At 38.2% G+C, this 12,051-nt stretch carries 10 protein-coding genes; 1 reads left to right on the top strand and 9 read right to left on the bottom strand.

Going from position 1 to position 12,051, the window contains the following annotated elements; genetic code table 11:
* Nucleotides 1–194 precede the first annotated feature (194 nt).
* Nucleotides 195–1,100, top strand: coding sequence for a CoB--CoM heterodisulfide reductase iron-sulfur subunit B family protein (locus NOS7524_RS24450; protein WP_015141157.1), 906 nt, complete (start codon nucleotides 195–197; stop codon nucleotides 1,098–1,100).
* Nucleotides 1,101–1,234: 134 nt separating this feature from the next.
* On the opposite strand, the gene lpxD is transcribed toward NOS7524_RS24450, so the two are convergent.
* The 9 genes from lpxD to NOS7524_RS24405 form a co-directional block, all read right to left on the bottom strand.
* Nucleotides 1,235–2,278, bottom strand: a complete 1,044-nt coding sequence (gene lpxD, locus NOS7524_RS24445; protein WP_015141156.1) for a UDP-3-O-(3-hydroxymyristoyl)glucosamine N-acyltransferase — start codon at nucleotides 2,276–2,278, stop codon at nucleotides 1,235–1,237.
* Between the two features lie 266 nt (nucleotides 2,279–2,544).
* Entirely contained in the window at nucleotides 2,545–3,471 is a 927-nt protein-coding gene (locus NOS7524_RS24440; RefSeq protein WP_015141155.1) for a glycosyltransferase family 2 protein, read from the bottom strand.
* A 132-nt stretch (nucleotides 3,472–3,603) separates the two neighbouring features.
* Nucleotides 3,604–4,443, bottom strand: a complete 840-nt coding sequence (locus NOS7524_RS24435) for an FAD-binding protein (protein ID WP_015141154.1) — start codon at nucleotides 4,441–4,443, stop codon at nucleotides 3,604–3,606.
* Complete coding sequence (locus tag NOS7524_RS24430; protein WP_015141153.1) at nucleotides 4,436–5,485, bottom strand: polysaccharide pyruvyl transferase family protein; 1,050 nt, start codon at nucleotides 5,483–5,485, stop codon at nucleotides 4,436–4,438. The genes NOS7524_RS24435 and NOS7524_RS24430 overlap by 8 nt, the downstream gene beginning before the upstream one ends.
* A gap of 38 nt (nucleotides 5,486–5,523) precedes the next feature.
* Complete coding sequence (locus NOS7524_RS24425) at nucleotides 5,524–6,957, bottom strand: oligosaccharide flippase family protein (protein ID WP_015141152.1); 1,434 nt, start codon at nucleotides 6,955–6,957, stop codon at nucleotides 5,524–5,526.
* Nucleotides 6,958–7,043: 86 nt separating this feature from the next.
* Nucleotides 7,044–8,033: a glycosyltransferase family 2 protein gene (locus NOS7524_RS24420; RefSeq protein WP_015141151.1), complete on the bottom strand. Its 990-nt coding sequence runs from the start codon at nucleotides 8,031–8,033 to the stop codon at nucleotides 7,044–7,046.
* Nucleotides 7,945–9,099 carry a GumC family protein gene (locus tag NOS7524_RS24415; protein ID WP_015141150.1) on the bottom strand — a complete coding sequence of 385 codons (1,155 nt, stop codon included), beginning with the start codon at nucleotides 9,097–9,099 and terminating at the stop codon, nucleotides 7,945–7,947. Before NOS7524_RS24415 ends, NOS7524_RS24420 begins: the two co-directional genes overlap by 89 nt.
* 165 nt (nucleotides 9,100–9,264) lie before the next feature.
* Nucleotides 9,265–10,455: a glycosyltransferase family 4 protein gene (locus NOS7524_RS24410; protein ID WP_015141149.1), complete on the bottom strand. Its 1,191-nt coding sequence runs from the start codon at nucleotides 10,453–10,455 to the stop codon at nucleotides 9,265–9,267.
* A gap of 62 nt (nucleotides 10,456–10,517) precedes the next feature.
* Complete coding sequence (locus NOS7524_RS24405; protein ID WP_015141148.1) at nucleotides 10,518–11,738, bottom strand: glycosyltransferase family 4 protein; 1,221 nt, start codon at nucleotides 11,736–11,738, stop codon at nucleotides 10,518–10,520.
* Nucleotides 11,739–12,051 lie beyond the last annotated feature (313 nt).

The raw sequence follows: 12,051 nt of genomic DNA, 5'->3' as shown, positions 1-12,051 counted from the left end.
AAATACAAACCACAATCTCAAAAAGATAGGGGCTACAAAATTATATTGTGTGATTGCATACACTGTGTAAATGGTGCTTCTAAAATTTTGGGATGAATGCCCAAAATAAATTACCTTCTCTCCTCAGTATGTCTGGTGAGGAATGATAAAACAGTTATCATCGGGGCAGTTGCCCTCAATCTCAACTTACTTTTATGCTATCTCAGACGTTAAAATATGCTTACTTCCCCGGTTGTGTTGCTCAAGGTGCTTGCCGGGAACTGTATCAGTCAACTCAAGCTCTCACTAAAGCATTGGGTATTGAACTGATTGAATTAAAAAAAGCTGCTTGTTGCGGTTCTGGAACCTTTAAAGAAGATTCTCAACTGTTAGAAGATACAGTTAATGCCAGAAATATTGCCTTAGCAGAAGAATTAAATTTGCCCTTACTGACTCATTGCAGTACCTGTCAGGGTGTAATTGGTCATGTGAATGAACGGTTACAAGACTATCAACAAAATAACCCGGCTTATGTTGAGCAAGTTAATAGTTTGTTACACAAGGAAGGCTGTTCACCTTATCGTGGTAGCACAGAAGTTAAACATCTTTTATATGCTTTGGTGACGGATTATGGCTTGGAGGAAATTAGTAAACGCGTCACCCGCAAGTTATCTGGTTTAAAGTGTGCAGCTTTTTATGGTTGTTATTTGCTCCGCGCTCAAAAGTTGATGCCCTATGATGATCCATACAATCCAGAAGCAATGGAAAATATGTTTCGGGCAGTGGGCGCAACTCCAATTTATTACCGGGGGCGGACACAGTGTTGTGGTTGGCCTTTGTCTAGCTATGCTACTACCCAATCTTTCCAAATGGCAGGGATGCACATTCAAGAAGCCTTAGCAAATGGTGCAGATTGTCTAGTAACACCTTGTCCTCTCTGCCATCTGAATTTAGATTCTCGTCAACCAGAGGTAGAAAAAGTCATTGGCAAAAAGTTAGGTTTACCAGTGCTACATTTACCCCAGTTAATTGCTTTGGCATTGGGTGTTAGTCCCCAGGAATTGGGTTTAGAACGGCATATTGTTTCTACAAAAACAGTGTTAGAAAAATTGGGGTTTTGAAGGGTATTAGGGGCTGGAGATTGGGGACTGGGTATTGGGTATTGGGTATTTCTCTCCCCCTGCTTCCCCTGCCTCCCCTGCTCCTCTGCCCCTCTGCTTCTTCCCTACTCCCTACTCCCTACTCCCTACTCCCTTCATTCCCTCATTTGACGTTGCAGTTGTCTAAAAAATTGATACATATCTGGCAGGCGGCTATAAAGACCAGCTACTTTGAGATATAGCTTATGAGGAACAGCCGGAGTACCGGATACAATTTCTCCTGGCTCAACATCGTGCAGAATACCACTTTGAGCCGAGACAGTTGCACCATCTCCAAGTTTCGCTTGATTGGCAATTCCTACTTGTCCTGCCAAAATTACACGATTGCCTAATGTTACACCTCCAGCCATGCCAGTTTGGGCAGCGATCGCACAGCCTTTACCAATTTGGCAACCATGAGCAATCTGCACTAGGTTATCAATCTTAGTATCACATCCTATCCTGGTTTCGCCTACCGATGGGCGGTCAATGGTGGTATTACAACCGATTTCTACACGATCTTCTAAAATTACATAGCCAGATTGTTCCATTTTGAACCAACCAGTACGGGTAGGGACAAAACCAAAACCTTCTGCACCGATGACAGCACCACTGTGAATAACGCAATCTGCACCGATTTGGCTGCGTTCTTCGATTGTACAGTTGGCGTGGAGGGTGGTGCGATCGCCTATTTTGACATCGGGGTAAATCACGACGTTGGGGTGAATAACTACATCGTTACCAATTTCTACCCCTGGTTGAATTACGACATGGGGGCCAATGTAAACGTCATTGCCAATTTTTGCCGTGGGGTGAATGACGGCTGTAGGGTGAATTTCTGGAGCGGGGCGGTATGGTTGATAAAATAAAGCGATCGCTTTTGCAAACAACAGCCTGGGTGTACTTGTAGCTACCCAAGCAATCCCCCGTTCCTGTGCTTGTGCTTGTATTGCTGCATCTTGAGGCAAAATTAAAGCAGTAGCATTGGTCTTACTTATAAAAGACGCAAATTTAGCACCTTCAATATAGCTGAGTTGACCAGTTATAGCTTCATCGACAGCAGCTAACCCTGTAATTTCTGGGTCGTTGTTTGGATTGATAGCAAGGCTATGATCGTTGGTTTTAGCTTCTAATTGATTTAATATGTCGCTTAACTTCATTGTTTTGGGTGTGTTTCAATCTAAAAAGATTGAAGCATAGAGATGCAAAATAAAACACACCTAGAAGGAAGTTTCTGCCAATGAGATATCCTGCCTATTTTTCTTGATTTTTGGAGATACCCACTACGCGAAAATCTCACTTTTTCACATAGGCAAAGGTTTGCATAGTTTCTAAATTTACAACCAAAGGGAATACCAAAAAATAAATTATCTCAAATTGACTGTTCCTAGGGTGCGTCAGTAATAACTAATTTGCAGGATAAGAGTTAAGAACGGTTGGGGGCAATTAACTTTTTCAAAGCTCTTGCATACCTTTTTAGTATCCTCATTCTATTTGCTATGGTCGGGTGAACTGATGGCAACTTAGGCATTAAATCCTCATTGAGTACATAGTTACCATCCTGATTGTCATAATTGAATTGTGATGCTTCTTGAATCCTGCCTTTCCACTCATCTCCAGAGAGTTGTATTGCAATTGCACTGGCGGCTTTTTTCTGTAGATTAGCAGCATCAGATTCTAAAGTTCTTTTAACCTCATGCTTAAATCTATCGCTGCCTCTTTGTCTAGCTAAAATACGGGTATTAATACGTTTTTGAATTTGTTCAGGTGAACGATATTGGTAGTGTTTTAACCTGATTCTAACAGGATATACTGCTCCAAAGTATGGCCAACTTTGATCTCTGTCCCAAACTAAATTTCGGTCATATCTAAAAAAACGTGCTTCTGACCACCTATTAAAGTAATATCTAAACTTTTCTTCTACTGGCACGTCATCTGCATATAGCGAAGGATCTTGATTATATAATTCTAAGTCTTTGTCGGTGAAATAATAAGTTATGCTAGCATTCCACACAGCTTGATATTTTTGATGTACCTGAGATAAGAAGGTTCGAGGATCATCAATATAAATTTCGTCAGCATCTAACCGACACCACCAATCTCCATCAGAAGTATTGGAACGATAATGATAAAAAATTTCTGCAAATAAAGCAAGATTAAATGGGCAGTCATCTTGCTTGTAAGGAATAATTTGCTTATACGCTTCAGCCAGATTTAAAACCTTTTCCCAACTGCCATCTGTACTACCATTGTCCAAAACATATATAAAATCACTCCACTTGATAGCAGCCTTGAGTGTCTGTTCTATTATGTCAGATTCATTTTTAACTATACACATACTATGAATTTTCATACCATTACCTCCTATTCAAAATATTATGTATTCCATTTATGTATTCCATTACTGTTTTCCACTTAAGCTTATTAGGATCTATGATTTATATCATACATCCAAATACTTACTAACCATCAGAATACTAGAATATTAATCTATAGTAATTATTTCTAGTTTTACTTTTTTGAAAGCCAAAAAATGTAAAATCTTAGCTATTAAAATTAAAATAAGAATTGGCAAACTACTTTGGGATTTGTTTATGATCCAATTTGCTGTTTTTGGGGAAAAAGTAGCTTCTCCAATACTGAAACCTTTCATAATTTTCATTATCGGATAATATGATAATTTAAATACGCTACCACAATTGGGCGCACTATGGTCTTGGTTTTCTTTTGACCACTTGAGTCTTTCAATTAATAAATTATCTTTAGAATTTAAAGGTGTAAACTTAAAGACAGCACTCAAGATGATTTTGTCATGTTTACCTGTAAATATCGTTTCCCTGTAACTTCTTTCTACTTCATGATTTTTCAGAGTTTTAACACAGCCGTTTTCCAAAAATGTGATACTTTCTACGTAGTCATAAATTGTACATTCATGCTTTCTACCACGTCCTGCATTCATAGCTAGAGCGCCACCAACAGTAGCTGGCACAGATGCAAGATAATAAAAGGAGTCAAGATATTTTTCTTGGCAATATTTAAGAATGTCCATTACTAGCACTGATGATGATACCTCTAGATGGAGATCGTCTAAGGTGTTAATAAATTTGGGTAATTTATTTTTAATGATCAAAGATTGTACTCTTTTTTTGGTAAATAAAGTGTTGGAACCATTGCCCAATATATAAACTTTGATATTATTATTTTTTGCCCATTCATAATATTCACAAAATTCTTCTAAAGTGGTAACTTCTGCATATTTATCGAACTGATGTAAGGTATGAAAATAAGATAGTTTATTGGATTCTATGGATTGAATCTTAACCATTTACTGCCTCCAAAATAAATGTCTTAGATAATGATATACCTGCTGATAATTTATCGATTTTAGAACTATAATCTATCTCTGAATTTTTCTCAATAAATTCATTAACATTGGCATTACCAGATGAAAAAACTCTATTTTCTAATCCTATAGATTCCAATAAGTCATTAACCTTTATTGACTTATTGCCTCTTTCTAAGACAGTAAATTGTTTCCTAAATATTACTGCAAATATAGCTCCATGATAGAAGCTAGTGACCACATAAGATGCTTGTTTGTAATAACCAAGCCAATCTCCTATACTAGCGACAACTATATTTTTGTCTGCAAATTTATTATTACATCCAACAGAAATTATGGATAAATTTTTGAGTTTAGCTAAAGATTTAACTAAATTCTCCTCTAGGCTATTTAAAATATAACCATATATTAACAAATATTTCTTATCATATTTAATATTAGAAGTAATTTCACTGTAGTCATCTAATATCAAGGTTGGATCGAAGACTTGAATAGCTTTACTTTTACATTCCTCCTGAATTATGTTTAAACTATTTGAATCTCGAACCGATACATAATCAAATTGCTGAATTAGCTTTTTGATTTCTTCCTGATAAGAACCAAGGGTGGTGGTACTACCAAAGCTAGCTGCATAACTAATTTTGCTTATCCTGCTTTGAGACATAAAATCCAAAAAATAAGCAGGATCAAATCCTCTGAATGAATTAATATTCCAAACTTCATCACTACCGGTAATTAACACATCATAATCAAAATTTTGCTTGAGAAGATTTGACCGTGTATAAACCGTAGGTTTGGACAATTTTGTTTTATTTGTTAAAAAATTTTCTACTTTTGGAGCCTTGATTAAATGGCTCAAAAAATTACTTCCAAAAAAATACTGTTTAATTGCTTTTGCTGGTCTATAGTCAATAATTTCTACCTCATAGTCATGGTTTTTTAGAGTTTTCCATAAAGCGTATGCTTGTAAATTAGCACCATAATTAATAGCATGGTGATAAGTTAGTATACCTACTTTTTTCATTGTCTTTACTCCTATGAGTTTCAAAAATTATAAGTTTGTTAATTTGTCAAATCTTGAGCAACTTGTTTCTGCTTTGACCTAAATATAGACCATAGCTCCATGAAAGTTTTTCTGATATTGGCATTCAGCAAAAATAGCAATCCATAACAAGAAAATAGAATAACAAAATTTATTAATGGGGGTAAAAAAATTCCGGATATTATGGGTGGGATCAATGAAAAAATTATCCAAAAAGCGTGCCAGTAATTAGGGGAATTACATAACTTAGTAAGCGATCTATGCAGCCAAAAATAGCGAGGTAATGCTATGAGTTCTGCTGCTCCATAGCCCCAAAGTCCGAAGATAGGTATTAGTAAAATAGAACCTAACCACAGAACTGTTAGATAACCAAAATTGAAGATTGCTACAGATCTATTATGGCCAGCTGCGTAGAGTGCAGAAGTATGTAAGTCAAAAATAGACCCCACTACGGCAGCAAACCCCAACATCGGAAAAATTTGTGCGCTCAATACCCATTTTTCACCGAACAATGTTGGAATTAACCAAGAAGCACAACAGGCAAAACTTGCACATATTGTTCCCATGAGCAAAGCTTGATAAGTCATACCTCGGCTAATTGCACGTTGTGTAGCACTTGGATCTTCCAAAAGTTTAGCTATCACACTCAATGACATACGGTTGACAACATTCCTCAATAGTGAAAGTTGCTGAAGTATTCTAGTAGCCATATTTGCAATTCCGGCGGCTTCAATGCCAGCTAAACGGCTCACAAATAGAGGTATAGTCAGCGACTTCAAGGTAAAGAGCCAGTTAGCAAAATAGTAGGTTAAACCATAGTGAATTGCAGGTTTTAAATCTTGCCAATGCCACTTCCAGCGCCAAGACATGGGGTAACACCAAAATGATACGCTGGCAAAGACCATAAACTGTAGGATAGTTCCTGCAATTACTCCCCAATAATTTTTATACATCAAGACAATAGCAATAGAGAGTAAATAGTTTGCAATCTGTGCTATGGCATCAATCAGACCAACCTGCTTAAAACGTAGTTCACGCTCTTGCATACTGGCAGGCACACTGCCAATCATGTCTAACCAGATTGCTGGAACTAACCACTGCAATAATTGAGCAACTTCAACCTGTCCAGTCCACCAACCAAATGCAGGAGCAACTAACCAGGAAACAAAGCAGAAGGCAATACCTACAACGTTATAGAAGCATAGAACTTGTTGAGCTTCATTCTCTGATAGATTAGGTTTTCGGACTAGGTAGGCACTTAAGCCCAGCCTGCCTGACCACTTCAAAAAATAAAAAATTCCTAGAGATGTTGTGACAATTCCATAATTTTTAGGTCCTAAAATTCTTGCAATTACTAAGGCACTGACCAGAGAAAATCCTGATGCTAATAATTGCCTGATAGTTAAGTAAATACTACCTTGAATGACTTTACTTTTAATATTATTGATTGACATCAATTTTTGAATTAAGGTTAACTAGCCTACAAATTGTGAAAGTGACCTTTGAGACTATGCGTTAAGTTTAGTATTTTGTTCTAGCCTTATTTTTCAACGTAAAATTCTACTTTGGATTGAGGAACAGACGAAACGCGCCGACGTAGAGCATAAAATAGCTGGATAAATTTCTCGTATCCATCAGCACCCAAGCATTGCATAATGGCGATCGCTACACTTAGACGGATATATTCTCTAGAAAAAATTAATTTATAATCATGCTTCAGAGCTTGCCGACGAAATAAATCTGCCTGTTTATAGTCTTTATCCTTACTTTGCAGACATTTCCATGCTATTAACAAATTGAGATTACCATAGCTGCGATTTCTCAGGTGTAACAGTTCAAATGGAGCAGCTTGAAAAGCTTTTTCAATAATGGTGCGAAAGTCGTGGAGTAGCTTAGGATAATTTTTAGATTTATTATTGGAGTGCTGGCGATAGCTAACTAAGGGTTCTTTGATGACAGCAAAAGAATAACGAGCAGCAATACGTAGCCACATATCCCAATCTGGTGCAGCATCAATAGTTGTGTCAAATAAACCTACATCATCAAAGCAAAGGCGACGAATCATCGGTACACTACCACACTCAATTAGGTTACGTTCTGTAAATTTATCCCAGATATGGCCTTGGGCATCAGGTTTGACAACTCTACCTGTTGGTTCTCCTTTGTCATTGATATAAGCAACCCAATTGTAGACTAAGCCAACTTCTGGATTGGCCTCCAAAACCTTTACTTGCTTTTCTAGCTTAGTAGATTGCCAAAAATCATCAGCATCCATAAAAGCTATAAACTCGCCTTGGGAATGTTTGATACCTGTGTTTCTTGCCCCTGCTGATCCTTGATTTGCTTGAGTAATTAATTTAACTCTTGGTTCTTCTATTTGGGATGCCCATTCAGCAGTTCCATCTGAACTACCATCATCAACAATAATGACTTCAAAATCATTAAAAGTTTGCTTGAAAAGGCATTTCAAAGTTTCGGGGAGATATTTCAAGGCATTGAATGCTGGAATAATAACAGAAACTTTTGGCATAGTTAGAAATTACAAAATTCAGCTTGTTCTCTATTGCCAAACGCTCAATTTCATTATTGATGAGCTGTGAGGTGAGATTTTGGCTAATTTGATCGGCTGCAATGTCTGTTGAAGGAATGGTTTGCCCATCGGACGATACGCGAGCAAGTTCTTGTGCATATAACGCTCGAATAGAATCTCGTTGACCAAGCAACGATATAACTGTTGGATGGCTGTCTGTAAACTGCAACCGAGCCTCAATTAGCTTAGTTTCTAAATCCGTTAACTTGGCTCGCAGCACTTTTACTTGCTCATCTTGACCACCACGCACCGATGAGTAAGCATTATTGAGGGTTTTGGTATCAGTAATTTGTCTCAGGGACGCATCACGCGATCGCGTTTCTTGAAGTTGCGCCAGTAGTGTGCGTTCCTGATTTTCCGTGTTGGCTAAACTTTCGACCAAACTCCTAGTCTGGCTATCAATCTCAACTACACCGCTTTGTTGTCTATATTTGTTTTCTGCAACTTCTGCTTGTTGCAACCTCCGTTGAGCTAATGGTACTTCTTTTTCCAAAAATTCCCGCACCTTTGTAGCTTCGGAATTGATGGTTCTGATATTTTCCTCAACTGTTGCTTGAGCAATAGCATTGAGTATTTTGGTAGCTAGATTGGGATCTGGGCTTTGATAACTCAGTTCCAGAATATTGGTAGCAGGGACAATTTTGATTCTTAGCCACGGACTGATACTGTTAGATGTCAGTGTATTTTGATGGGAATCATTGTGAGATGGGGAAACAATTTTGGCAATTGCCCTTTCTAAAACAGCTTGTGAACTGATTAACTCTGCCTGATCTGCCAGTGGGCTGCTTTTAATTCCACCACTTGAGCGTAACTGTGTAAGATCACGACCCAATTCAGAAATACTTACCTGATTGTCATTAACCATCAATCGTGTTGATGTTTCGTACAAACGTGGAGTAACACTCAGATAAGCAACTGATGCCCCAATGACGGCAGCAAAAGTAGTGAAAGCAGGCAAGCTTCTTCGCCGCAACACTGCTAGTAAGGTTGAAATGCCTTTTCCCATTACATACACCTGAGTTAATTTAAAAGGCTGACAAAGATTGGTGAGTAGATAAGATACATGAATCTTAAACTAATCGGTATCATACACCGATTAGTACAATACTGGTAGCAAACACACTAATTGAGATTGTGAAAGTTTGATGTGTTTGCCTTTCACAAAAACTATTTATTTTTTGCTCCCAACTCTTGCCAGACTAATTTCATGAGGCTTGATTGTACTTAATGGTTCCGATGAGTTCAAAAGTGTTGTGTATAGTTTTAAATTTTCAGCAGTAATATGTTCCCAACTGTAATTTGTCTGCACATTTCTTTGGGCGTTTTTGGCCATGAGTGCGACTTGTTGGGGATGATTAATTGCCCAATCAAGGGAATTTACTAAAGAGTCTACGTTGCCAGCTTCAAATAATGTTCCCATACCCCCATTGATTAATTGTTGATGGGGTAGGATATCGCTGGCTACTACTGGTCTACCTTCTTGCATAGCTTCTAACATAGCTAAGGGCAGTCCTTCTAAATCAGAAGGTAAAACAAACAGTCCTGCACCACGCACAATTTCCCAAAGACGAGAACCGCGCAGTTCACCTGCAAAGATAATATTGGGATTATTGGCAACTTTTTCTAAGAGTTTGGCGGTATATGATTGAGTATCACTCACACCACCTGCTAAAACCAGTTTCCAGCCAGATGGCTTTAATTTAGAGAATGCTTCAATCAATAAGTCGGGGCGTTTTTCTGGGACGATTCTCCCCAAAAATATCATGTAGCGTCCCTGTTCCAGACCTAACTGTTTACCATAGCTAAAGTTGGGGTCTGATTCACCATAGCTAGCAGGAGCGTTAGGAATATAAACTGTATCCCGACCATAATTCTGTAAGAAGTAAGTCTTGAGGGCATCTGATACGACCACTATGCCATGAGCAAAACGTACTGCTGCTTGTTCTCCCATCTTAATTAATTGGGTGGAAAAACTTCCCCATTTGGCGCGTTGCCAATCCAGTCCCTGACAAGTCACTACAACTTTCGTCGATTGAGCAATTCTCGGTAAAAAACTAAATAAAGAGGGACCTAAAGCATGGAAGTGAACAATATCATACTTGCTAGCAGTAGCCGCGATCGCTCCTAATGCAGAGGTGACAAAGGCATCTGCTCCCTTCACATCCAATCCTGGTAAGGAAATTACTCGAACACCTTGAAAATCGTAACTTTCTCGCCAAGAACTATCTGTGTATGAGGAACGGGCAAATAAGTCTACAGTGTGACCCTGCGCCACTATCCGAGGGTAGACTTCTGCACAGTAATGTTCAATCCCACCTTGTTTGGGAGGAAGACCTTTGGCACCAATGACAGCAATTTTCATAGTTATGTTGTTCTATTTATTAATGAGGAAACACATGAATTGGTAGTCGATGATTTTTGTTTCTAGCCTGAGCCAATTACTGAGAGTTGTTTTGATTCCCAGCGATGAAACATTTCACCATAAACATCTTTGACAACACTACGAGCCGCATAAGGTTGTGCAGCCCTGACACAAGACTCGCTAGGATAATTTTCTGGGTGTAACAGTATCCGACGCAAAGCATCCGCTATGCACTCTGGTGTACGTTCTTCACAAACAACTCCCGTATCACCTCTAAGTAATTTGGGAGTTTCACCACATTTAGTTGTTACTATTGGTGTGCCACTTGCCAGTGCTTCTAATACCACCAAAGGCAAACCTTCATAAGCACTACTTAAGACAAAGGCGCTACTTAATCTATGTAGTTTAGCCAATTCCTTTTGGTTCAATGCACCGAGCATTGTTACCTGATTAGACAAGCCCAGTTGTGCAATTTCCTGGCGTACTGATGATGCTAATTCTCCATCACCTGCTATTAATAAATGAGTATTACGCTCTTTTAAATTAGCAAAAGTACGTATTAATAATATTGGATCTTTTTGGGGATGCAGCCTGCCAGCAAATAGAATAAACCGTGTTTCTGCATCTAACCCCATCTGCATTGCTAATTCCCGCCGATTGGCTTGTTTTTGTTCCCAATTCCAGGGATAGAAAACCTCATTATCAAAGGAATTTTTTATGTATTCAACACAATCTCGTAAGTGGGGATAACGTTGTCGATAGAACTGTGTTGCATCAGTATTGCATGAGAGAATTTGACTAAACTGATCAATTAATAATCTTTCTAAAGCAAAATAGGCAGCAGGGAATCTTCTCCAGAGTATTGCCTTGCGGTCACTCACAGTTTGCATCTGTGTGTGAATATCATTATGAATAAATAGGGTTTTTTCTCCTTGCCAATTCATAGCTGCCAAACTCGGTTCTAGCCTATGAAAGTGCATAAAATCTGAAGAAAAAGAACGCCCAAGTAAGGCGGTTGTGTATCTAAGCGTTGTGGGTATTAGACTTCTTTTATTATCATTCTCTAGTAAAAATAATGGCAAAAAACTAATTTCTCTACCTGCAAATTCTGCTTGTTGCCATTTACCAAGGGGCTGACTGGTATCACTTGCCGTTCCTACTAGCCGTACCTCAAACTCACTCGGAGCATATTTGATAAACGTATTGATGAGTGTCTGAATACCTCCTATAGAAGCGTGCCAGGGATTGAACTGGTAAAAAATAGTGATAACTGGTTTACGCATTACTCACACCCTAGAAGAGCCTTGTTCTAATACAATACTCACCATTTTGTAAATCAGAGAAGATACTCACAAGTATACGTATCTTATGAAACAAGAATACTTAAACACACACAGGAATATGGTAGTATCTCTATGTTGAAAAGTCACTGAATCACTAAACTCTTTACCAAAGTTTTACATTCTCAAAAAGAAATTCTGTTGCACAAAACTTCAAGATTTTATAACAATTACATAAAAAGGCTGTACTACTTCAGTTAATGAAGATATCTATGGGTTTATAAAGTTGTCTTAAACTAACTTCATAATAACTTTA

The sequence above is a fragment of the Nostoc sp. PCC 7524 genome, from assembly GCF_000316645.1.
Lineage (GTDB): Bacteria > Cyanobacteriota > Cyanobacteriia > Cyanobacteriales > Nostocaceae > Trichormus.
This window is presented reverse-complemented; position numbering and strand designations above follow the sequence as displayed.

Excerpts from the sequence above, each read along its gene's own strand:
- NOS7524_RS24430 (WP_015141153.1), bottom strand. The coding sequence starts at position 5,485 with ATGAAAAAAGTAGGTATACTAACTTATCACCATGCTATTAATTATGGT.
- NOS7524_RS24435 (WP_015141154.1), bottom strand. The coding sequence starts at position 4,443 with ATGGTTAAGATTCAATCCATAGAATCCAATAAACTATCTTATTTTCAT.
- NOS7524_RS24420 (WP_015141151.1), bottom strand. The coding sequence starts at position 8,033 with ATGCCAAAAGTTTCTGTTATTATTCCAGCATTCAATGCCTTGAAATAT.
- NOS7524_RS24405 (WP_015141148.1), bottom strand. The coding sequence starts at position 11,738 with ATGCGTAAACCAGTTATCACTATTTTTTACCAGTTCAATCCCTGGCAC.
- NOS7524_RS24415 (WP_015141150.1), bottom strand. The coding sequence starts at position 9,099 with ATGGGAAAAGGCATTTCAACCTTACTAGCAGTGTTGCGGCGAAGAAGC.
- lpxD (WP_015141156.1), bottom strand. The coding sequence starts at position 2,278 with ATGAAGTTAAGCGACATATTAAATCAATTAGAAGCTAAAACCAACGAT.
- NOS7524_RS24410 (WP_015141149.1), bottom strand. The coding sequence starts at position 10,455 with ATGAAAATTGCTGTCATTGGTGCCAAAGGTCTTCCTCCCAAACAAGGT.
- NOS7524_RS24450 (WP_015141157.1), top strand. The coding sequence starts at position 195 with ATGCTATCTCAGACGTTAAAATATGCTTACTTCCCCGGTTGTGTTGCT.
- NOS7524_RS24425 (WP_015141152.1), bottom strand. The coding sequence starts at position 6,957 with ATGTCAATCAATAATATTAAAAGTAAAGTCATTCAAGGTAGTATTTAC.
- NOS7524_RS24440 (WP_015141155.1), bottom strand. The coding sequence starts at position 3,471 with ATGAAAATTCATAGTATGTGTATAGTTAAAAATGAATCTGACATAATA.